Raw genomic sequence first — 20,172 nt, 5'->3', positions numbered from 1 at the left:
GGTTGGGTTTTTCGTCATTCCCACCCCACCTGCATAAGCGTGAAAAAATGGCGAGACGTGCTCCTGCGGAAGCAGGAGCCTTCCTTGTTCCGGCAACGCATCCTCTATGGCGAAGGTTCCTGCTTTTGCAGGAACACAATTGTCGAAATCCACGTGCGTCTAGCCTTTCCGCGCCGTGCCTGCTATTTGCACCGCATTCGATGGATCGAATGAAGGAAAACGGTGATGCGGCAGGCGTCGGTCGAGCGCAATACGAAGGAAACTCAGATTTCCGGGTCGGTGAACCTGGATGGGGAGGGCGTCTATGACGTCCAGACCGGAATCGGCTTCCTGGACCATATGCTGGAGCAGCTCTCCAAGCACAGCCTGATCGACCTGACCCTGCGGGCCGAGGGCGACCTGCATATCGATTTCCATCACACCACCGAGGACAGCGGCTATGTCGTCGGCGAGGCCGTGCTGAAGGCGCTGGGCGACCGCAAGGGAATCGAGCGTTACGGCCATGCCTATATCCCGATGGACGAGACCCTGACCCGGGTGTCGATCGACCTGTCCGGCCGGCCCTATCTGGTCTGGAAGGTGAACTTCACCAAGCCGAAACTGGGCGATTTCGACACCGAACTGTTCAAGGAATGGTTCGCGGCTTTCGCCCAGGCGTCGGGCGCGACCCTGCATGTCGAGAATCTCTACGGCGAGAACAATCACCATATCGCCGAGAGCTGCTACAAGGGCCTGGCCCGCGCATTGAAGGCGGCGACCGCCATCGACCCGCGCAAGGCCGACCAGGTGCCCTCGACCAAGGGCACGCTGGGCGAGTCGCTGTAGTCGGCCATGCGGACAACCATCGTCGATTACGGGTCGGGCAATCTGCATTCCGCCGCGAAGGCGTTCGAGCGGATGGCCGGCCCGACGGATAAAATCTCCGTCACGGACGACATCGCGGAAATCGCGGCGGCGGACCGGATCGTACTGCCGGGCGTCGGCGCCTTTGCCGATTGCCGCGCGGGCCTGATGAAGGTCGAGGGGCTGTACGAAACCCTGCAGGACGCGGTGATCGACAAGGGTCGTCCGTTCCTGGGCATCTGTGTCGGCATGCAGTTGATGGCGGGTCTCGGCGAGGAACATGGCGAGACCCCGGGCTTCGGCTGGATTCCGGGCCGGGTTACCCCGATCCGTCCCAACGACCCGGCGCTGAAGGTCCCGCATATGGGCTGGAACGACCTGATCCGTGTCGCCGATCATCCGGTCTTCGACGGGATCGAACCCGGCGCCTATTGCTACTATGTCCACAGCTATCACCTGAAAACGGATCACCCGGACCAGTGTCTGGCCCAGGTCGATTACGGGGAGGCGCTGACCGCCGCCGTTGGCCGTGACAACATGGTCGGCACCCAGTTCCACCCGGAAAAGAGCCAGGCCGCCGGCCTGCGCCTGATTTCGAACTTCCTGTCCTGGAAACCCTGAAGCGAGGCGTCATGATCCTGTATCCCGCAATCGACCTGAAGGACGGCGAATGCGTGCGCCTGTTGCGCGGCGACATGGACGCGGCGACGGTCTTCAACACCGATCCCGGCGCCCAGGCCCGCGCCTTTGTCGACGCCGGGGCGGAGTGGATCCATGTGGTCGACCTGAACGGCGCCTTTTCCGGCAAGTCGGAGAACGCCGACGCCGTCTCCGCGATCCTGGACGCCGTCGGCACCGGCGCGCAGGTGCAGCTGGGCGGTGGCATCAGATCCGTCTCGCATGTCTCGTCCTGGCTGGAACGCGGCGTGTCGCGGGTCATTCTGGGCACCGTCGCGGTAAAGGATCCGGACACCGTCAAGGCTGCCTGCGCCGCCTTCCCGGGACAGGTCGCGGTCGGCATCGACGCGCGCGACGGCAAGGTCGCGGTCGAAGGCTGGGCCGAGGCGACGGAGCTGGAAGTGCTGGACCTGGCACGGATGTTCGAGGACGAGGGCGTCGCCGCGATCATCTATACCGATATCGACCGGGACGGCGCGCTGCAGGGCGTCAATGTGGCATCGACCAAGGCCCTGGCCGACGCGGTGTCGACCCCGGTCATCGCCTCCGGCGGCGTGTCCTCCATCGACGATCTGAAATCGCTGAAGGCGGCGGGCGGCATCGCCGGCGCGATTTCCGGCCGGGCGCTGTACGATGGACGCATGGATCTGGCCGAGGCCATCGCGGTGCTGAAAGGATGATCTCGCCATGCTGACGACCCGTGTCATCCCCTGTCTGGACGTGAAGGACGGCCGCGTCGTCAAGGGCGTGAACTTCGTCGGCCTGCGCGATGCGGGCGATCCGGTGGAGCAGGCGAAGATCTACGACGCCGCCGGAGCGGACGAGTTGACCTTCCTGGACATCACCGCCAGCAGCGACAACCGCGATACAATCTATGACGTTGTCGCGCGCACGGCCGCGGTCGCCTTCATGCCGCTGACCGTCGGCGGCGGGGTGCGCACGGTCGACGACATCCGCAAACTGCTGCTGGCCGGGGCCGACAAGGCGTCGATCAACACGGCGGCCGTCAAGCGCCCCGAATTCGTCCGGGAAGCGGCGGAACGCTTCGGCTCGCAATGCGTCGTCGTCGCCATCGACGCCAAATCCGTCGGTCCGGACCGGTGGGAGATCTTCACCCATGGCGGCCGGGAGCCGACCGGCATCGACGCCGTCGCTTTTGCCCGCCAGGTGGTCGAACTGGGCGCCGGCGAAATCCTGCTGACCTCCATGGATCGCGACGGCACCAAGTCCGGCTTCAACATCCCGCTGACCCGCGCCATCGCGGACGCCGTGCCGGTGCCTGTGATTGCATCGGGCGGGGTCGGGACCCTGGACCATCTGGTCGAGGGCGTGCGCGACGGTCACGCCTCCGCCGTGCTGGCGGCCTCGATCTTTCATTTTGGCGAATATTCCATCGCCGAGGCAAAGGCCCATATGGCCGCCGCCGGCCTGCCCGTCCGTCCGGTCGACGGCGGCAGCGACGCCCCGATTTCAGGAGCAGGCGCATGAGCGAATTCGACGCGACGGTACTCGACCGCCTCTACGCCACCGTGGCATCGCGCAAGGGTGCCGATCCGGACACGTCCTATACCGCCAAGCTGTTCGGCAAGGGCCGCGGCAAGATCGCCCAGAAACTGGGTGAGGAAGCCGTCGAGACGGTGATCGAGGCGATGGCGGACGAGCGCGAGGGCATCGCATCCGAAAGCGCGGACCTGCTGTACCACCTGATGGTGCTCTGGGCCGATGCGGGCTTGAAGCCCGACGAGGTCTGGGCGAAGCTTGCCGCCCGCGAAGGCACCTCCGGACTGACGGAAAAGGCCTCACGCAAGGAAGACTGATCGAAGGGAAAGTCGCATGTCCTGGGAACTCTGGCTGGTCTTCGTCGCGGTCTGGTTCCTGGCAGGCATTCCCCTGGGTCCGAATGCGCTGAACTGCATCGCGATTTCGTCGAATGCCGGATTCCGACGCGCCCTCTGGGCCGTCGCCGGCATCCTGATCGCCGCCTTCCTGTTCATCGCCGCCGTGTCCGCCGGTTTCGCCACCGTGCTGGCGGCCAATGCCACCCTGTTCACGATCCTGAAAATCTGCGGCGGGGCCTATCTGATCTGGATGGGGATTTCGATGTGGCGCAGATCCGGCCGCGCCGTCGCCGTGAAGGCGGAAACCGCGAAGCCCGCCGGACGCATCCTGCGCGATTCCGTGCTCATCTCGCTCAGCAACCCGAAGGCGGTCCTCGCCTATGCCGCCGTCTTCTCGCAATTCGTCGACCCGGCCCGGCCGCTGACCCCGCAGCTGGCGATCCTGGTGCCGACCGCGCAGGCGATCACGGCGGTGATCTATGTCGGCTATTGCGGCTTCGGAACGGCGGTCAGCCGCTTCCTGAAGTCCGCCGGACGGCGGCTGGTCTTCAACCGTTTGATCGCCGGCTTTTACGCCCTGGCGGGCAGCGGCCTGATCGGCGCGGAACTGTCCGGCGCGGTCGGCGGCAGACGGACCTGACCTGTATTCCTGCGAAAGCAGGAACCTTTCTTGATCAGGCACGGAGCAAACTCCCCGAAGGCTCCTGCTTCCGCAGGAGCACGACAGCGGGTCCGTGCGGGAAAACCGAACGCGGTTGCAAAATGGGTGAAGTTTTTGTCCAGTCGCACGGGGCCAACGCCTGACGCTTCAAAAGACCTTGCCCGGGAGACAGACCGAATGAGTTACGACGACCAGAACATCTTCGCGAAGATCCTGCGGGGCGAGATTCCCTGCAACAAGGTTTACGAGGACGATTATGCCCTCGCCTTTCACGACATCGCGCCCCAGGCGCCGGTCCATGTCCTGGTGATCCCGAAGGGCCCCTATGTTTCAACCGCGGACTTCACGGCGAAGGCCAGCGACGAGGAAATCGCCGGCTTCTTCAAGGCCATCGGCACCGTCGCCCGGCAACTGGGACTGGACGAGCCGGGCTATCGCCTGATCGCCAATCACGGCAAGGACGCCCACCAGGAAGTCCCGCATCTGCATTTCCACATCTTCGGCGGCCGCAGCATGAAGGGCATGGTACCGAAGCCTCAGCAGTAATGGCGACCGGCATTCCGCCCCGGACCGGATCCGCCGTGATGAAAGATCACTGAAAATACTGGGCGCAGAACGGCTCCGTGCTGTGGCTCAGGCAGTATTCGAAGATCTTGTAGGGTTTCTCGACCGTCTCACGGTGGTGGGTTTCGGCCGTGGTGCGCAGGGAACTGCCGAAAAAAGCCATCCAACTGCCGGTCAAAGCGATCACGATCAGGATGGAGATCGCAAGCCTGCGGACATCCGGGGGATCGAAAACGGGCGCCGGGGTACCATCCGGCGCAGCGGACGCTTCCTGTCGGCCCAGAATGTACGTCACGAATCCGCCCGCAAGCGTCAGGAAGGCGGGCAGAACGGCGCCGACCACGGGATCGCGACTGGCGCCGGTGAAAAGGCCGATCACGCCGCCGATCAATCCAAACGCCGCGACCGTGCCCAGAAAGGCGGTCTTGTCCCGGATTCTGTGCAGGAACGGCAGGGACGCGGCCACCGCACTCACGGCGACGACCACGACCATCGGCAGCACCACATCCTTGAGCCGGGTACAAAGTATCTCCCAGGGATCGAACTCCATGAACCTGTCCCCCTCAGAACCAGGCTTAACTGCCATACAGGCGTTCGCGGTACAGACCGAAGCCGTCCTTGTATAGCTCGATACCGGTCCGGTATTGCTCCAGCCCGGCTTCATAGGTGTCCCGGTCGATTTTTCCGTTCGTATAGGCGGCGTCCAGGTCGGTGCGAACCTCCTCCAGAACACCACCCCGCAACCGCTCCAGCGTCTGCCGGAAGACTTCCAGCTCCGATGCGGTCATGGTGTCCGGCAAGTCGATCTGCGTCATCGCACTCCACTCATCGTTGGACGCTTGGCGACCGATCCCGAGATGGCGGAAGATCTCATCCAGCGGCTGCGGCAGTTCAACGGCGGAAGGTGGCTTGTCGCCCAGATCCAGGGTCGAAGGGAACAGGAACGGATCAACCTGCCGCAAGGTGGAGGGAACACCGGTCCCTCCTCCCGTACCAGGTTGCGTGCCGCGGCAGCGCGTCTTGCAGGGTTCCGTGTTGTAGAAAACCGCGCAGAAGCAGATGACGTCGGTCTGCTGGGTCTGGGCCGCGACGCGCTCTCCCCAGAACGCAATCACACAGACCGCCAGGATCGGAAGGATGACACGCATAACCGCCTCCCCGAACTCACATCCATTCAGGGTATTATGCACTGTTATGCATTTTTGGGAAGTTGAACAGGGCGCGCTCCGAGACGCCGCCGCCCGGCTATCGTCCCCAGAGCAGCGTCTGGACAAAGACCACGGGGACAAGGATCAGCGCGACCCAGAACACGGCTTCCAGGCCGAACCACAATGTCGCGGCAAACCCCAGAATGACGAGAACACCAGCGAGGGTCAGCAATATCGGTTTCAGGGCTTCCATGGCGATCAATTCCCGGGAAAGACGTTGTAAATCGTCCCGAAACTATCCCGCCGGCCCCTCCCCGTCATTGACCTGGGTCAAGCCGCCATCCCCGCGGCGTCCGTATCATTCCGCCGGTTGAGCCGCGACAGGGGTCGGGCGCGTCAGCACCGTTTCGTTGCCAGCCTCCGGGTCGCGCGGCACCAGCATTGCCAGGATCAGGGAGACCACCGCCATGCCGGCACCCAGGATGAAGACCAGCCCCTCGTCCTCCAGATAGAGGAAGCCGAAAGCGGCGGGGATGCCGACCGCGGCAATGTGGTTGATCGTGAAACTGACCCCGGCCGTCGAGGCGATGTCCTTCGGATCGGCGATCTTCTGGAAATAGGTCTTGATCGCCATGGAGAAGGCAAAGAACAGGTGGTCGACGATGTAGAGGAAGGCCGCGACGGACGCGTCCTCGACCACGGCGTAGCTGCCGAAGACGGCGATCAGGCCGACATACTCGACGATCAGCGCCCGGCGCTCGCCCATCTTCGCGATGAAGCGGCCGATATAGGGCGCGATCCAGATATTCGCCACCAGATTGACCATGAAGAGGAGCGTGATCGCCGTCGCGTCATAGCCGAACTTCTGGACCATCAGGAAACCCGCGAAGACCATAAAGATCTGACGCCGGGCACCGCCCATGAAGGTCAGCGCGTAGTACAGCCAATAGCGCCGCCGCAGGAACAGCGACTTGGTCTGAACCTCTGCCGCCTCGAAGAACGGATAGTAGAGCTTGCAGAACACTGCGATGACGGCGGTCGCCACCCCGGCAAACACATAGATCGGGACATAGCCCAGATTGAAGCCGGTCAGCGGATCGGCGATGCCCAGCCCTTCCTGAATCCGGATGAAGGCGGAATCGTTGAAGAAGGCGATGATGATCACGAAGATGAAGAAAGTGCCGATGGAGGCGGCTTTCAATTGCGTCGCCAGATGGATCGGCGCGTGCTTCTTTTCGATCATCTGCAAGGTCAGCGACTGGTTCATCGTCTCGTAGTAATGGAACCCCGTCGACATCAGCAGCGTCGTCAAATAGAGCCCAAGCTCCGTCGGGAAATACCCCGTCAGCGCGGTGCCGAGCCCCAGCAGGAACAGCGACAGGAAGGCCAGGTTCTGCTCCCGGATGAAGGGCAGCAACAGGACCGCCGCGAAGGACAGAAAGCCCGGGATCTCCCGGATCGACTGCAGGAAGCCGATTTCCTTGCCGGTGAAGTTCGCCCGTTCCACGACGAAATTGTTCAGCAGCGCGAACCAGCCCTGCAGGCTGAGCGCCATCGCAAAGGCCATCAGGATCAGCATGCCTTCGGGGCCCTGCAGGAAACGGGGGACGTAACGGCTCATCGCGCGTGCTTTCTCAATCCGGCCGCCCTGGTTTGGCGGCGTCATTCCGATGAGGCGAGATTTACGCCTCGCCAGCCCGGCTGTCTCTCGCTATTCTGACAAACGATGTCTAGAATCAGCCAAGCGCCCCCACGGAACGCCGTCCCCTCGCACTTGCTTCGACCGGTCGAAGTCCGGGCCATCGACATGAGCGTCGGGGAGGCCGTGACGCCGCACGCCCATGACTGGGGGCAGTTCACCTATTCGGCGGAAGGGGTGCTGACCGTACTGACGCCGCAGGGCCGCTTCACCGCGCCGCCCGCCATGGCGGTCTGGATCCCGCCGGGAATCATGCACGACATCCGTCCGGTCGGCCACGCCAAGTTCCGCAGCCTTTATGTCGGCGCGGAGGCGATGACCGGCATGCCCGATCGCTGCGCTGTCCTGAATGTCGACCCGCTGCTGCGCCAGTTGATCCTGGAAGCCGCCGCCTTCCCGCGTGACTGGCAGGAAGACGGCCCGCAGGGTCGCCTGATGGCCGTCCTGCTGGACCAGATGCGCGCCGCGCCGCCCGCGGAACTGCACCTGCCCCTGCCCGAAGATTCCCGTCTGCGCGCCGTGACCGACGCCCTGCTGGAAGACCCCGCCGATCGAAGGGGTCTCGAAGATTTCGCCAGGATCAGCGGCGCCGCCCCGCGTACCCTGGCCCGCCTGTTCCAGAAGGAAACCGGTATGAGCTTCGGCGTCTGGCGCCGGCAGCGCGTGCTGCTCGCCGCCCTGGAGCGCCTGTCCGAAGGCGTGCCGGTCACCAGCGTCGCCCTGGACCTGGGTTACGACAGCCCGTCCGCCTTCATCGCCATGTTCCGCCGAACCCTGGGCGACACGCCGACGCGGTATCTGCGCGGCGATTGAACCGGGCGCGCGAGGCGCAGATATCGCGAAGGCCCCTGCTTCTGCAGGAGCACGAGGATGCAAACTTGACCTCCCCGTGCAGACGGCCCCGGATTCCCGACTCCGCGGGAATGACGGTCCAGAACACCTCCGTTTTCTGCGGAAGCAGGAACCTTCGACGGGCTCTCGCGGTACCGGAACGATCAACAGTCCTGCTATCGCAGAAGCGCCAGTCCCCTTCCCCCGGGAGAGGGCACCCGGCACGGCTGTGCGGGAAGGTCGCGGGCCGAGGCCGGAGCCTTACCCCCGATGGAGCCACCAGCGGTCTTCGTTGATCGAGAAGATCGGCTTGTAGTGCTTGATGCGGCTGGCGTCGATGACCTGCGGGATCTGGTTGTCGAGGACCAGGGCCTGGCCGTCGACATAAACCACCAGGATCGCATGCGGCGTGTTCAGGTTCAGGTCCTGAAGCACCACGATCCGCATCTGCTCCTTGGGCCAGCCGAGATGCAGCAGCGAGACGTATTTCGAGATCGCGTAATCTTCGCAATCGCCGGTGCGGTACATGAATTCCCGCGGCGTGGCCCAGTAATCCTTCTTCCCGTAGTTGATCGGGTCCAGGATATAGGCGTACTGGTTCAGGTACTTGTTGACGTATTGCAGCTGCTCGACGGGCGGATGGTTCTTCAGCTTGTTCAGGAAGATTCGCCATTTCGCGATGTGGCAGGCCTCGGTCGCGGTGATCTGGCAGGCATTCAGTTCCGCCCCCTTCTCACCGCCGTAGCGGGCCAGGACACCGGTCCATTTCTCGAACTTGTCGAGCTTGCTGGAACTGATCTCCTTGGTCCCGAACAGCTTGACGCTGGCCGCACCGGCATTGGGCGACAACATGACCAGTGCCGAAAAGGCCGCGGCGACCGTCAGTAAGGGCATCCTGCGCATCATGACATCAACTCCACTCCGCCGGAATTCCCGGCATGCCGTGACGTCGCCCGACGCGGCGACACGGCACCCCCGTTGCTGTCGCTTGTCGTCCCGGGGCCCGCAGCCCGCCGAACGACGACGGTAACCATATTTGATAACCCCTGCGGCTGCCAAGCGTACGGATCGGAATTTGCACGAATATCGCTAAAACGTGAGGGTGTACCTTGTCGCGGAATTTGGGCATTATCCGCGTCGATACACGCATCCTTTTGGGATCAGGGGGGAATACCGGTGAGCAGCACGACGAGCGACGGCGGCGCGAAGGACAGCGACAAGGCCGCCAAACCAGCCATGAGCGCGCGGATGAAGATGATTCTGACCGGCGTTGGTGTCGCCATCTTCGTCGCCGTCGGCATCTTCCTGATGCTGCAGTTCAAGGCGTCGGAACAGGCCCGCGAGATGCGGCAATGGCAAAGCCGCATGTCCATCGTCATCGACAGCCGCTTCACCGACATCGAACGCTGGCTGGACGAACAGACCGGCGACCTGCGCGGCATCGCCGACAATGCGTCGGTGCAGCTCTATCTGACCGTCTTCCATGAGGCCGGCGGCGGAGGCGGCGAGGAGGCCCAGGCGGAGCTCGGCTATCTCGGCAATTTGCTGGAGGTAGTGGCCGACCGGGCCGGCTTCCGCACGGAGGATACCGGACCGCAGGTCGGCGCCAACATCGCCAAGGAAGGCACGCACGGCCTTGCCCTGATCGACCTGAATTACGAATACATCGTCCGCACCGAGAACTTCCCCCAGATCAAGGGCGAGGTTCGGACCTTCCTGGACAGCACCGAACGCGGCGTATCGGCGGTCTCCGACATCTTCCTGAATGCCGACGGCAAGCCCTCCATGGCCTTCCTGGTGCCGGTCTATGCCATTCAGGCCGACGAAAGCGCCGAGTCGCAGCTGGGTTACGTGCTGGGCATCAAGGAAATCGCCGACGAGCTCTACCCGCTGCTGGAGCAGCCGGGCGCGACGGAGGAAACCGCCGAGACGCTGATCGTTCGTCAGACCAAGAACCAGATCGAGTATCTGACACCGCGGGCCGACGGCACCGCGCCGCTGAAGAAGCCTCTGGCGATCGACACGCCGAATCTGGCCGGCGCCTGGGCGGTCCGCACCGTGGGCGGCTTCGCGACGGTGACGGATTATGCCGGCAACGAGGTCCTGGCGATCTCCCGCGCCTTCCAGCAGGTTCCCTGGACCCTGCTGCACAAGGTCGACACGGCCGAGGCGCTGAAGGAATCGCGCGAGCGCATCCAGCTGCTGATGGTCGTCTTCGGCGCCATCATCGTGCTGGTGCTGATCGGGATGCTGGCACTCTGGTATTACGGCACGTCGCAGCGCGCGACCGAGGCCGCGCACAAGTTCGAGGAACTGGCCAACCGTTTCCAGGGACAGCGCAACTTCATGCACCTGGTGACGGACAGTCAGCCGAACGCGATCGTCATCCTGGACGAGAACGGTCATTACCGCTGGTTCAACAAGACGGCGCTGGAACTGTCGCGCATGGACCGCAAAGACATGTTCGACAAGCATGTCTCCGCCATTCTGGGTCCGGTCGAAGGCAAGCGCATTGCCGCCTGGGTCAAGGAGGCCCTGGCCAAGAACGAGCGCCTGACCGTCACCCATACGATGGAACTGGGTGAGGATGGGCCGAAAGTCTATCGCTCTGACTTCCAGCCGCTGCCGGCGCGTGAGGATTTCCCGCCCGGCGTCCTGATGGTCAGTCAGGACATCACCGAAAGCGTGAAGGAGCGCGAGAAGCGCGAGGCCGTGATGCGCCAGTTGGTCGGCACCCTGGTCTCGGTCGTCGATCGCCGTGACCCGTTCTCCGCCAACCATTCGGTCCGGGTCGGCGAGGTCGCCCGGGCGGTGTCCAAGGAAATGGATATCGAGCATGTCCTGACCGAAACGGCGGCCATCGCCGGCAGCCTGATGAATCTGGGCAAGATCACGGTGCCGGAAGAAGTTCTGACCAAGCAGGGCGGTCTGACCGACGAAGAAATCAAGATGATCCAGCAGTCGGTGCTGACCAGCGCGGAGCTGGTCTCGAACATCGATTTCGACGGCCCGGTCTACGACACGCTGCGCCAGTTGCAGGAAAACTTCGACGGCAGCGGCACGCCGGATGGATTGTCCGGACAGGACATTGTGGTTACCGCCCGGATCGCGGCCGTCGCCAATGCCTTTGTCGGCATGGTCAGCGCCCGCGCCTGGCGCGCCGGCATGAGCTTCGACAAGGCGCTGGATATCCTGCTGTCCGATGGCAATAAAAAGTATGACAGATCTGTTGTGGTGGCTTTGGCCAACTATCTGGATAACCGGGGGGGACGCAACGAGTGGAAAAGCTACGGCGACCCGCCGGCCGAGGAAGGCAAAGCCCCTGCCGAGTGACGTCCGCCGGAGAGTGAGGCTCTATCAGGACGGCATCCGCCCCGTCGGCCCAACCCTTGAACCGATCCCGCGCACCGGACGGTGTGCGGCTGATCGCCGTTGGCGACGTTCACGGTCATCTGGACCTGCTGGAAGAACTGCTGGCCCGGATCGGCCGCGAAGCCGGCGACAACAATGCCGCCCTGCATGACCGGTTCGTCTTTGTCGGCGACTATATCGACCGCGGCCCGGATTCCGCCGGTGTCATCGACCGGCTGATCGACATGCGCAAGGCGGGGATCGATGCGGTCTTTCTGCGCGGCAATCATGAGGAAATGATGCTGCGTTTCCTCAATGACGGGGATTTGCGTCTCGGCGGGGCCTGGATCGCCAATGGGGGCGACGCGACGGTGCAAAGCTATGGCGTCACGCCGCCGGACGATCCGTTCGACATCGCCGGATTCCAGCGCTGCCGGCGCGATCTGGACGCCGCATTACCGGCCCCCCATCGCCAGTTTCTGGAGGGGCTGTCGACCCTCCATCGGGACGGGGACTTCATCTTTGTCCATGCCGGTCTGCGCCCCGGAATCGCCGTCGACGATCAGACCGACAGCGACATGATGTGGATTCGCGAGCCGTTCCTGGACAGCTGCCACGATTTCGGCGGATTGGTGGTGCACGGGCACACCCCGTCGCCGGACCCGGAGCTGCATCCGAATCGAATCTGCGTGGATACCGGTGCCGGCAAGGGCGGATATTTGACGGCGGGATTGTTCTGGGGTACCGAAAAGGCCTTCCTTCACGCGGGGCCGCGCGACTTTCGCTGACGCGTCTTTCCCCATCGAAATCAAGGACAGTCCGGACATGACGGAGACCGATCTGGCGGCAATTCTGGAGCGGCTGGGCGGGGCCAATGTGCTCTGCGTGGGCGACCTGATGCTGGACCGTTTTGTCGAAGGCAAGGTCGAGCGCATTTCACCGGAAGCGCCGATCCCAGTGCTGTCGGTTCAGCGCGAAAGGCCTGCCCTGGGCGGCGCGGCCAACGTCGCGCGCAACCTTTCCGCACTGGGCGCGAAATGCACCCTGGTCGGCGCGGTCGGCGACGATCCGGCGGCTGAGGAACTGGCCGGGATGCTGGCCGAACTGCCCGGCGTCACGGATGCGTCTATCACCGCGCCGGACCGGCCGACGGCGGTCAAGACCCGCTATATCGCGGGCCGCGCCCAGTTGCTACGAACCGACCGGGAGCGCACAGGCCCCTTCCCTGACGAGACCGCCGCCGCGCTTCGGAATGCAGCCCTGGCGGCCCTTCCCGGCGTCGGCACGCTGATCCTCTCGGATTACGGCAAGGGAGTGCTGTCGGACGCGCTGATCACCGCGCTGATCGACGCGGCCCGGGCGGCGGGCGTCCCCGTCATCGTCGATCCGAAAGGCCGGGATTTCTCCCGCTATCGCGGTGCCGACCTTGTGACGCCGAACCGTGCGGAACTGACCCTGGCCAGCGGCATGTCCGCGGAAGGCGATGCGGCGGTGATCGCCGCCTGCCGCCATCTGACCGACACCTGCGGCCTGGGCGGTGTGCTCGCCACCCGGTCAGAGGAGGGCATGACCCTCTACCGCCACCCCGCGGATGGGACCGAAAGCGCCATCCACCTGCCCGCCCGCGCCCGCGAAGTCTTCGACGTCGCCGGTGCCGGGGATACCGTTGTCGCCGCATTGGCCGCCGGTCTGGCCGCGGGTCTCGACGCCCGGGACGCGGCCGCCCTGGCAAACCGCGCCGCCGGCATCGTGGTCGCCAAGGCCGGCACCGCCGTCGCCTATCCGGGCGAGATCCTGAACGACAGCCATGAGGAGCGCCTGGAAGCCGGGGAATCCAAGGTGCTGACCCAGGCGGAGGCCGTCGACCGTATCGCCGCCTGGCGCCGGGCAGGCAAATCGGTCGGCTTCACCAATGGCTGCTTCGACCTGCTGCATCCCGGCCATGTTTCGCTCATCGCCCAGGCCCGCGCGGCCTGCGATCGGCTGGTGATCGGCCTGAACAGCGATGCCTCCGTCGCCCGCCTGAAGGGACCGGACCGACCGGTTCAGCCGGAAAGTGCCCGCGCGGCGGTGCTGGCCGCGCTGGGCGATGTCGATCTGGTCGTGATCTTCGGGGAGGACACGCCGCTCTCCCTGATCACGGCGCTGGAGCCGGATGTGCTGGTAAAGGGCGCGGACTACACCCGGGACAAGGTCGTCGGCGCCGATGTCGTCGAACGCCTGGGGGGCAGGGTCGTGCTGGCCGATCTGGTCGACGGCCATTCCACCACGAACACGATCGCAAAGCTGAACCGCAGTTGACCTCTAGCTGGCCCGGGCACTCGGCGCGGCCGCTAGGCATCCACCATGCGCATCCAGCGTTCCGCGGCGAGGCGGGCAAACCGCAGGGTCAGGGATTTCCGGCGACTGGCATTCATGCTGCCTTCCGCTGCCGTCCGCTCGATGGATGCGCCATAGGCGTCGGCGATGATCAGGCCGACCTCCTCCGGCAAGATATCGATGGGAAAGTCCGTCGGAACGGCAAAATAGAACCGGTCGCAGAACGGCAGATACTCGCCCCATTTGGAATCGGCCGCATAATCCTCCAGCGAGGATTTGACCTCCACGACCGTCGTCTGCCCTTTCTTGTCCAGGGCCATGATGTCGACCCGGCGGCCAGTCTTCAGCGGCACCTCCGTCAGGCAGGCCAGCCCCATTTCCCGCAGCAGGCGCGTCGTGCCCCGCGTCACCGCGAAGGTCGCATCGGGCCGCGTGCCGAAACCGGATGGCTCGGCTGTCTCCAGGGACAGATCTGACATGGCGCTCTCCTTTCCGGGCACAATAGACGAGTCCGAAAGGAAAACAAACCGGGAACTACTGATGGGATTTCTGGGCGATCCGCCGATAGCTGAGGCCCTGACATTCATAGACGTCTCGGCTCGGATAGATCGATTTGTAGGCCGTCGGTTCGGTCAGCCGGACGGCGTCCATCGGAATGTCGGGAAACTTCTCGCGCAGCGCCCGGATCAGGACCGGGTCCCGGCCCGAGATGCGGGTCTTCTGATCCAGCCTGGACGGGTGCTCCGCCGCGAACACCTGCAGACGGTCGTGCAGATAGGGTGATTGCTCGCACAGGGCATCCGCCGTCGTGCGGTTCGGCAGATCGATCACCGCCACAAGGCCGTCCTTGATCCGACCGGAGACGTTCATCAGCGGGCCGGTCACCAGGCGCACCGGTTCGCCGTCATCCCGCGGTCGGTCGTCGTCGGTGTCGGAGATTTCCTCCACGGCGTCGATGACCTGGTCGCCGAATAACGGCATCAGGATGATCGGCAACGCCCCGAAAAAGGCGATCATTGTATAGAGAAGCAGGCGGTCAAAACCCATCGGGCGTACAGCTTTCGGCGTCACGCGTTGTTTCCAGTCTTCGCTTTTCGGCAACCCCGCTACCCCGTGAACGCGCCGGGGCCGGAGGCTTTGCGTCCCGCCGTTACCGACGGTTTGCCTTGATCGAAAGGCGCGACATCCGCGTCTTCCTACCGATACGCATATAGATAGTATGGGCGATCCCGCGGAACAGTGACGACGGTCACAGCGGGACGATTTTCGACCGCGCCCGGCCCGCGGCACACAGTCGCTCTTTTCTTCGAGATATCAGCGGCTTCCAACGCAGGCCACGCGACCGACCCGGAGCACCGGATCAGAAAATCGAACGACAAGCGCACCCGATAGACGCGCAGTCGGTAGCCCCGGATTTTTCAGAAAGAAAATGGCGCGCCCCGGAGGATTCGAACCCCCAACCTCCTGATCCGTAGTCAGGTGCTCTATCCAGTTGAGCTAGGGGCGCGCTGTGTGGCCGGCCGATGATCGGCGGCGCGGCGCGGTTGATAGGCCAAGCGGGGACGATTGGCAAGGGCCGATTTGCAAGAAAATGACAAAGATGCGCTTCCGGCCGATTTCGCGGCGGCGAACGGGGCGCATGCGGGGCCGGCACCGGGCCGCCCACGCGGGTGAGACCGAGACGCAACGGCCGGAAAAAATCGCGCTAGTCCAATGGGATTCGGCCTATCCTCCACCCAGAATGCGGGTTGTCCCCGAACGCGGGGTCAAGTAGTATCCGCGCTAAGTTTGCCGGGTTCGGCCCGGCGGCGCCGGTTTGGTGGCGCCGCATGAAGGGTCCGGACCGGCATGGGACAACGAGTCGGGGTACGGCCGCGCGGGTGCGGATCGGTATCTTGAGTCGCATGGGGGCATAAACCGCGATAGGCTGGACTGAGGCTGCCCGATAAAGGGCCGGCCCGACGGCCCAGCGGCGGGTCCGAGGAAGACAGGGCGGTACAAGGCATGGTGCAGGGCATGACGACTTCTTTCAGGATGCTTGGACTGATCGGCGCGACATGCGTCATGCTCAGCGGGTGCGACTCGTTGTGGCCGTCACTCGACGCGCAGGATCCGGCGGGCGGCGACACCGCCACCTCGCAGCCGACGACCGCATCGCAGAGCAGCCCGGCCCCGGCAGCCCAGCAGGCAACGGCCCAGCCCGCGGCGGCACCGGTCCCGGCCAGCACCCAGGCCGTCTATTCCGGCACCACGGCGGTCGGCGAACGCATCGCCCAGATGGATCAGGATTTGCGGCAGCTGACCGGGCAGGTCGGCGACCTGAAGGGCCGGCTGAGCGCGATCCGCGGCAACAGCGCGTCGAACGCCAACACCTATCACAGCAACAAGGCCGCGATCACCTCGCGCCTGCAGCTCGGCACCACCCCGGGCAACCCGATCCTGGTCGAGCAATGGAACCAGGCCCAGAACTCCCTGGCCCAGGTCGAGCAGACCATTCCGTCGTTGTCCAAGCTGCACAGTGATGCCTCGGATCAGGCCGCCTTCGGGAAGTTCCTGCTGAGCACGGTTCAGGCGACCTACGGCCTGTCCGGCGCGGTGGATGAGGATCACGCCCGCCTGCGCGTCCTGGAAGATTCCGTGCACCAGTCGCTGGTCGATCTCGACCGGATGCTGACCGACGTCACGCAGGAGATCAACCGGCACAACCTTTATGTCTCCGCCGAGCGCGGCAACATGACGACGCTGGCCGAAGGCATCAAGAACGGACAGCTCTACGGCGCCAATATCGCCACCCGTTCGTTCCAGCTGACCGAGAATGCGGCGGCCCGCGTCGCGGCGTCCGGTCAGGGCATCGACCCGTCGGCCGAGCCGCTGGTCATCATCAAGTTCGATCGCGAGAACGTTCCCTATCAGCAGGCGCTGTTCAATGCCGTGAACCAGGCGATGACGGCCAAGCCGAACGCCGTGTTCGACCTCGTGGCGGTCAGCCCGGATCGCGGCAATGCGGCGCAGGTCGCGCTGAACGGGGCGGCGGCCCAGCGCAATGCCGAGGCGGTGCTGCGCACGCTGACCAGCATGGGCATCCAGCCGGGCCGGGTGAACCTGCTGTCGGATTCGCGCAACGTCGCGCAGAACGAGGTTCACCTCTACGTCCGCTGACGCGGCGACGGCATTCGGATCGGCGGATTCCGGACCGGAAGGGGCCCGCCCGCGAACGACCGAGTGATCCCGACAGCCCTCCGGCGCGTATCCCCTGATAGGGGCCCAACGACGCCGGAGGCCGTATCATGCGGATCTTCTATGCAGTGCTACTTGTCGCCGGCCTGGCGGCGGTCGGCGCGATCACCGCGCAGGCACAGGACGGGGACGGCCGAAACGCCGTTGCCGCCATCATCCAGAACCAGTTGACCGCGATGGCGGAGGGCGATCGGGCCAAGGCCTATTCCTATGCCGCGCCCTTCATCCAGCGGAAATTCCAGAATCCCGACATCTTCATGGACATGGTCAGCCGCGGCTACGCGCCGCTGATCGCGCCGCAGGCCGTCGAGTTTCAACGCTTCGAAGCGGCCGGCAACCGGGCGACCCAGGCGGTGATGCTGGTCGCCAGCGACGGATCGGCCTGGATGGCCTATTACTTCATGCAGCAAATGGAGGATGGCAGTTGGCGCATCGCCGGCTGTCAGCTGGAGAAACTGCCGGGCGGCGCTGTCTGACCGCCGCCCGCAGGATCAGTGCCGACGCCTACCAGGTGCGGACCGGGCCGGTGTCGACATGGACGAAATCGTTCTTGCGGTACAGGCCGACGCCGCCCGCCTGCAGCGCCCGCGCCACCGGATACACCCGTTCGGCCCGGATATTCGGGACCCGAATGTCCACCGCCATGCCCCGCATGTGATAGCTTCGCTTCGCCACGCCGCCGCTCTTCGAGGCCAGGGCCGCATTGGTCGCGGGCGCCCGATAGGCCGAGACAATTTCGAAGGGGCCCTTGCTGTCCAGCTTCTGGCGCAGGCGCACCAGCAGCTCCAGCAGACCGACATCCATTTCCACCGCCTCACCCGTGCGCCAGTCACGCAGGATGTTGTTCAGCGCATCCAGGGCGCCGGGGTCGTAGACCCCATCCTTGCGGAAGGCCAGCGCCAGCTCTTCGCCGGTATGAAGATGAACGAAGGAGAGACGGGCCACCCCTGGAAGCCGGATCGGCGCCGCAGCATGCGCGGTGCCCATCGTGATTCCCGGGAAGGTCCCGGCGGTTGCCGCCGCACCGAACAGGCCAGCGGCGCCGCTGATGAAGCGGCGTCGATCAAGGAATGTCATGAAGCGCACGCTCCGTTTGTCAGCGATCTCTCTCCATATCCCGGAATGTGATCACTGGGCAATCTGTAAAATTCGCATGCGTCGCCGCTCAGCTATGCGCCCAGCGCCGTGCGCAGAATGCCGTCGCGGTCATAGACATCCGGCCGGAACCGCACCTCCGACAGCGGATCCGACAGATCGGCGCCGGGCGGTACCCAGGCGGTCAGATAGGTCAGATGAACCGGCACCGTCTCCTTCAGCAGCACCCGCACGGGCTTGTCCCGGTTCATGGCATCCGCAATGCGTTCCGATGTCCAGTCCGGCTGGTCGCGCAGCAACGCCCGGGCCAGCGCCTCCGGCTTCGATACCCGGATGCAGCCGGAACTGAAGGCCCTTTCCGGCCGGGCATAAAGCTCCTTGGCCGGGCTGTCGTGCAGATAGACATTGTGGGTGTTCGGGAACATGAACTTGACCCGGCCCAGCGCATTGTCGTCGCCCGGACGCTGCTGGATCTGATAGGGGAAGCCCCGCGCCTCCACGGTGGTCCAGTCGATCTGCGCCGGATCGATTTCACGCGGGCTGTCGCCGCCGGTGAAGAAACGATAGCCGAATTTCTCGATGACCGTCGGGTCCTTCTTGATCTTCGGGATCATGTCCTTGACCAGGATTCCCGGTGGTACCGTCCAGGTCGGACTGAAATCGATATAGCGGATGCGGTCGGAGAAGACCGGCGTGCGGCGATAGGGGCGTCCGACCACGACCACCATGTCGAGATTCGGCTGCCCGTCTTCCCAGTATTCCAGATGGAAGTCCGCGATGTTCACATGCACATGGCGCGCGCCGAAATCATCCGGCAGCCAGCGCAGCCGCTCCATGTTCAGGGCCGCGGTCTGCGCCCAGTCCGCCGCGTCCCGATTCAGGGTGGCCAGGGTCTGCTTGCCGACCACCCCGTCGGCGGCCAGCCCGAAGCGGCCCTGGAATGCGGCCACCGCCGCCTGCAGGCCGGTGTCGTAGACCGTGCCCACCGCGCCGTCGATCGGAATTCCCAGATAGGTCAGCCGGTCGGCGATGGCCGACAGGCGCGCATCCTCCATCCCGGGCTTGATCGCCGGTCCTTCGCCGACAGTTGGCGGCGGCTCCTCGCTGGCCTTGGCGCGCCAGGCGGCGTAGGAGGTCCTCAGCGTACGATAGCGTGCCGATTTCGGCGCCATGGTCGCCAGTGCCTCCCGCGGGTCGGCTGCGAGGCCCAGCCGCAGCAGCACCGATTCCGGCTTCGTGTCGCGGGGATAGACGAACAGGTCCGGTTCGGCCCGCTTCGGATCGGCGCGGCCGCTCTGCACATCGATGCCGTAGCGCGCCGCGGAGAAGCTGTAGGCCAGTTCCCGGTGTTCCGGACTGGCATCCCAGTTGGGCAGGCGCGACGGGTCGTAATCCCTTGGGTCCAGCGCGTCGGTATCCGCATGGGCGAGGCCGGCCAGCAAGGCGCTTGCATGACCGTCCGGACTGTCCTTGCCGAACCAGAAGGCCGCGTAGTTGCGCAGCGCATAATGCCGCGCCACGCCATCCCGCAGATAATCGCTGACCGCCGCACGGATCAACGGATCGCTGCCGTCGACCAGCAGGTCCGCCAGCCGGTCGGGATCGACATGCCCGCTCGACGCATTGCCGCTGCGGCTCAGCCATCCGCTGCCCATCGCCGTGCCCAACAGAGCCGCACCGCCACCGAGAACCCGCCTACGATCCATACCGACCTCCACAGCCCCTTTCCCCCAAAAAAAAAGACCCCGTATCAGAATGATACGGGATCAGTCTCTCACGAGTTTGCGCCGGTCGTACAGGGAGATCCGGCGCTGGGCGGTGAAGTGCCGGTGTACCGGCACTTCGGGGGGGATGGGCCGTCGCGGCCGCCCGGCGAGCTTCATGCCGGGCGAAGGGGGCGAATGCCGC

The 20,172-nt window shown here is 64.7% G+C and carries 22 protein-coding genes, 1 tRNA gene and 1 riboswitch; of the genes, 13 read left to right on the top strand and 10 right to left on the bottom strand.

What is annotated here, in order from left to right; translation table 11 throughout:
- The first annotated feature begins 225 nt into the window (after positions 1-225).
- The 7 genes from hisB to R8L07_08970 all read left to right on the top strand — a co-directional run bounded on the left by hisB (position 226) and on the right by R8L07_08970 (position 4,566).
- A complete protein-coding gene (gene hisB, locus R8L07_09000; protein MDW3205671.1) occupies positions 226-825 on the top strand; it encodes an imidazoleglycerol-phosphate dehydratase HisB in 600 nt (199 codons plus the stop codon).
- A gap of 6 nt (positions 826-831) precedes the next feature.
- Positions 832-1,464 carry an imidazole glycerol phosphate synthase subunit HisH gene (gene hisH / locus R8L07_08995; GenBank protein ID MDW3205670.1) on the top strand — a complete coding sequence of 211 codons (633 nt, stop codon included), beginning with the start codon at positions 832-834 and terminating at the stop codon, positions 1,462-1,464.
- 11 nt (positions 1,465-1,475) lie between these two features.
- On the top strand, positions 1,476-2,201 hold the full coding sequence (hisA, locus tag R8L07_08990) for a 1-(5-phosphoribosyl)-5-[(5-phosphoribosylamino)methylideneamino]imidazole-4-carboxamide isomerase (GenBank protein ID MDW3205669.1): 726 nt from the start codon (positions 1,476-1,478) through the stop codon (positions 2,199-2,201).
- Positions 2,202-2,208: 7 nt separating this feature from the next.
- On the top strand, positions 2,209-3,009 hold the full coding sequence (gene hisF / locus R8L07_08985) for an imidazole glycerol phosphate synthase subunit HisF (GenBank protein ID MDW3205668.1): 801 nt from the start codon (positions 2,209-2,211) through the stop codon (positions 3,007-3,009).
- Positions 3,006-3,338, top strand: coding sequence for a phosphoribosyl-ATP diphosphatase (locus tag R8L07_08980; GenBank protein MDW3205667.1), 333 nt, complete (start codon positions 3,006-3,008; stop codon positions 3,336-3,338). The genes hisF and R8L07_08980 overlap by 4 nt, the downstream gene beginning before the upstream one ends.
- A gap of 16 nt (positions 3,339-3,354) precedes the next feature.
- A complete protein-coding gene (locus tag R8L07_08975) occupies positions 3,355-3,999 on the top strand; it encodes a LysE family transporter (GenBank protein MDW3205666.1) in 645 nt (214 codons plus the stop codon).
- Positions 4,000-4,197: 198 nt separating this feature from the next.
- Positions 4,198-4,566 (top strand): histidine triad nucleotide-binding protein, encoded by a 369-nt coding sequence (locus tag R8L07_08970; GenBank protein MDW3205665.1) that lies wholly within the window; start codon positions 4,198-4,200, stop codon positions 4,564-4,566.
- Positions 4,567-4,612: 46 nt separating this feature from the next.
- Here R8L07_08970 and R8L07_08965 read toward each other — a convergent pair whose 3' ends face one another.
- The 4 genes from R8L07_08965 to R8L07_08950 form a co-directional block, all read right to left on the bottom strand.
- Positions 4,613-5,134 (bottom strand): hypothetical protein, encoded by a 522-nt coding sequence (locus R8L07_08965; protein ID MDW3205664.1) that lies wholly within the window; start codon positions 5,132-5,134, stop codon positions 4,613-4,615.
- Between the two features lie 25 nt (positions 5,135-5,159).
- The gene (locus R8L07_08960; protein ID MDW3205663.1) at positions 5,160-5,732 is read right to left on the bottom strand and encodes a hypothetical protein; all 573 of its coding nucleotides are present in this window, start codon (positions 5,730-5,732) and stop codon (positions 5,160-5,162) included.
- A gap of 97 nt (positions 5,733-5,829) precedes the next feature.
- On the bottom strand, positions 5,830-5,985 hold the full coding sequence (locus R8L07_08955) for a hypothetical protein (GenBank protein MDW3205662.1): 156 nt from the start codon (positions 5,983-5,985) through the stop codon (positions 5,830-5,832).
- Positions 5,986-6,090: 105 nt separating this feature from the next.
- On the bottom strand, positions 6,091-7,353 hold the full coding sequence (locus tag R8L07_08950; protein MDW3205661.1) for an MFS transporter: 1,263 nt from the start codon (positions 7,351-7,353) through the stop codon (positions 6,091-6,093).
- Positions 7,354-7,539: 186 nt separating this feature from the next.
- Between R8L07_08950 and R8L07_08945 the strand changes: the two genes are divergently transcribed.
- On the top strand, positions 7,540-8,244 hold the full coding sequence (locus R8L07_08945; protein MDW3205660.1) for a helix-turn-helix transcriptional regulator: 705 nt from the start codon (positions 7,540-7,542) through the stop codon (positions 8,242-8,244).
- Positions 8,245-8,523: 279 nt separating this feature from the next.
- Here R8L07_08945 and R8L07_08940 read toward each other — a convergent pair whose 3' ends face one another.
- Positions 8,524-9,168: a transglutaminase-like cysteine peptidase gene (locus tag R8L07_08940; protein MDW3205659.1), complete on the bottom strand. Its 645-nt coding sequence runs from the start codon at positions 9,166-9,168 to the stop codon at positions 8,524-8,526.
- Between the two features lie 270 nt (positions 9,169-9,438).
- Between R8L07_08940 and R8L07_08935 the strand changes: the two genes are divergently transcribed.
- From R8L07_08935 to rfaE1, 3 genes are read left to right on the top strand one after another with little or no spacing between them, the layout of a single operon-like run.
- A complete protein-coding gene (locus tag R8L07_08935) occupies positions 9,439-11,595 on the top strand; it encodes an HD domain-containing phosphohydrolase (protein ID MDW3205658.1) in 2,157 nt (718 codons plus the stop codon).
- A 56-nt stretch (positions 11,596-11,651) separates the two neighbouring features.
- Positions 11,652-12,401 carry a metallophosphoesterase family protein gene (locus R8L07_08930; GenBank protein ID MDW3205657.1) on the top strand — a complete coding sequence of 250 codons (750 nt, stop codon included), beginning with the start codon at positions 11,652-11,654 and terminating at the stop codon, positions 12,399-12,401.
- Between the two features lie 37 nt (positions 12,402-12,438).
- Positions 12,439-13,914, top strand: a complete 1,476-nt coding sequence (gene rfaE1 / locus R8L07_08925) for a D-glycero-beta-D-manno-heptose-7-phosphate kinase (GenBank protein MDW3205656.1) — start codon at positions 12,439-12,441, stop codon at positions 13,912-13,914.
- Positions 13,915-13,946: 32 nt separating this feature from the next.
- On the opposite strand, the gene R8L07_08920 is transcribed toward rfaE1, so the two are convergent.
- From R8L07_08920 to R8L07_08910, 3 genes are all read right to left on the bottom strand, one after another.
- Positions 13,947-14,411: an MmcB family DNA repair protein gene (locus R8L07_08920; GenBank protein ID MDW3205655.1), complete on the bottom strand. Its 465-nt coding sequence runs from the start codon at positions 14,409-14,411 to the stop codon at positions 13,947-13,949.
- 55 nt (positions 14,412-14,466) lie between these two features.
- Positions 14,467-15,003: a hypothetical protein gene (locus R8L07_08915; protein MDW3205654.1), complete on the bottom strand. Its 537-nt coding sequence runs from the start codon at positions 15,001-15,003 to the stop codon at positions 14,467-14,469.
- A gap of 22 nt (positions 15,004-15,025) precedes the next feature.
- Positions 15,026-15,108, bottom strand: a riboswitch (cyclic di-GMP riboswitch).
- 254 nt (positions 15,109-15,362) lie between these two features.
- A tRNA-Arg gene (locus R8L07_08910) sits at positions 15,363-15,439 on the bottom strand.
- A gap of 509 nt (positions 15,440-15,948) precedes the next feature.
- Between R8L07_08910 and R8L07_08905 the strand changes: the two genes are divergently transcribed.
- Together R8L07_08905 and R8L07_08900 are read left to right on the top strand one after the other, a co-directional pair.
- Positions 15,949-17,091 (top strand): hypothetical protein, encoded by a 1,143-nt coding sequence (locus tag R8L07_08905; GenBank protein ID MDW3205653.1) that lies wholly within the window; start codon positions 15,949-15,951, stop codon positions 17,089-17,091.
- A 128-nt stretch (positions 17,092-17,219) separates the two neighbouring features.
- A complete protein-coding gene (locus tag R8L07_08900) occupies positions 17,220-17,645 on the top strand; it encodes a DUF4864 domain-containing protein (GenBank protein ID MDW3205652.1) in 426 nt (141 codons plus the stop codon).
- 28 nt (positions 17,646-17,673) lie between these two features.
- On the opposite strand, the gene R8L07_08895 is transcribed toward R8L07_08900, so the two are convergent.
- Both R8L07_08895 and R8L07_08890 read right to left on the bottom strand, forming a co-directional pair.
- Positions 17,674-18,246: a DUF882 domain-containing protein gene (locus tag R8L07_08895; GenBank protein ID MDW3205651.1), complete on the bottom strand. Its 573-nt coding sequence runs from the start codon at positions 18,244-18,246 to the stop codon at positions 17,674-17,676.
- A gap of 92 nt (positions 18,247-18,338) precedes the next feature.
- A complete protein-coding gene (locus tag R8L07_08890; GenBank protein MDW3205650.1) occupies positions 18,339-19,970 on the bottom strand; it encodes a L,D-transpeptidase family protein in 1,632 nt (543 codons plus the stop codon).
- Positions 19,971-20,172 lie beyond the last annotated feature (202 nt).

The organism is Alphaproteobacteria bacterium (assembly GCA_033344895.1).
In the GTDB taxonomy this organism is placed as follows: Bacteria; Pseudomonadota; Alphaproteobacteria; order UBA8366; family Aestuariispiraceae; genus Pacificispira.
This window is presented reverse-complemented; position numbering and strand designations above follow the sequence as displayed.

Excerpts from the sequence above, each read along its gene's own strand:
- R8L07_08890 (MDW3205650.1), bottom strand. The coding sequence starts at position 19,970 with ATGGATCGTAGGCGGGTTCTCGGTGGCGGTGCGGCTCTGTTGGGCACG.
- R8L07_08895 (MDW3205651.1), bottom strand. The coding sequence starts at position 18,246 with ATGACATTCCTTGATCGACGCCGCTTCATCAGCGGCGCCGCTGGCCTG.
- hisA (MDW3205669.1), top strand. The coding sequence starts at position 1,476 with ATGATCCTGTATCCCGCAATCGACCTGAAGGACGGCGAATGCGTGCGC.
- R8L07_08980 (MDW3205667.1), top strand. The coding sequence starts at position 3,006 with ATGAGCGAATTCGACGCGACGGTACTCGACCGCCTCTACGCCACCGTG.
- rfaE1 (MDW3205656.1), top strand. The coding sequence starts at position 12,439 with ATGACGGAGACCGATCTGGCGGCAATTCTGGAGCGGCTGGGCGGGGCC.
- R8L07_08960 (MDW3205663.1), bottom strand. The coding sequence starts at position 5,732 with ATGCGTGTCATCCTTCCGATCCTGGCGGTCTGTGTGATTGCGTTCTGG.
- R8L07_08970 (MDW3205665.1), top strand. The coding sequence starts at position 4,198 with ATGAGTTACGACGACCAGAACATCTTCGCGAAGATCCTGCGGGGCGAG.
- R8L07_08940 (MDW3205659.1), bottom strand. The coding sequence starts at position 9,168 with ATGATGCGCAGGATGCCCTTACTGACGGTCGCCGCGGCCTTTTCGGCA.
- R8L07_08945 (MDW3205660.1), top strand. The coding sequence starts at position 7,540 with ATGAGCGTCGGGGAGGCCGTGACGCCGCACGCCCATGACTGGGGGCAG.
- hisH (MDW3205670.1), top strand. The coding sequence starts at position 832 with ATGCGGACAACCATCGTCGATTACGGGTCGGGCAATCTGCATTCCGCC.
- R8L07_08955 (MDW3205662.1), bottom strand. The coding sequence starts at position 5,985 with ATGGAAGCCCTGAAACCGATATTGCTGACCCTCGCTGGTGTTCTCGTC.
- R8L07_08905 (MDW3205653.1), top strand. The coding sequence starts at position 15,949 with ATGACGACTTCTTTCAGGATGCTTGGACTGATCGGCGCGACATGCGTC.
- R8L07_08900 (MDW3205652.1), top strand. The coding sequence starts at position 17,220 with ATGCGGATCTTCTATGCAGTGCTACTTGTCGCCGGCCTGGCGGCGGTC.
- R8L07_08965 (MDW3205664.1), bottom strand. The coding sequence starts at position 5,134 with ATGGAGTTCGATCCCTGGGAGATACTTTGTACCCGGCTCAAGGATGTG.
- hisF (MDW3205668.1), top strand. The coding sequence starts at position 2,209 with ATGCTGACGACCCGTGTCATCCCCTGTCTGGACGTGAAGGACGGCCGC.
- hisB (MDW3205671.1), top strand. The coding sequence starts at position 226 with ATGCGGCAGGCGTCGGTCGAGCGCAATACGAAGGAAACTCAGATTTCC.
- R8L07_08920 (MDW3205655.1), bottom strand. The coding sequence starts at position 14,411 with ATGTCAGATCTGTCCCTGGAGACAGCCGAGCCATCCGGTTTCGGCACG.
- R8L07_08950 (MDW3205661.1), bottom strand. The coding sequence starts at position 7,353 with ATGAGCCGTTACGTCCCCCGTTTCCTGCAGGGCCCCGAAGGCATGCTG.
- R8L07_08975 (MDW3205666.1), top strand. The coding sequence starts at position 3,355 with ATGTCCTGGGAACTCTGGCTGGTCTTCGTCGCGGTCTGGTTCCTGGCA.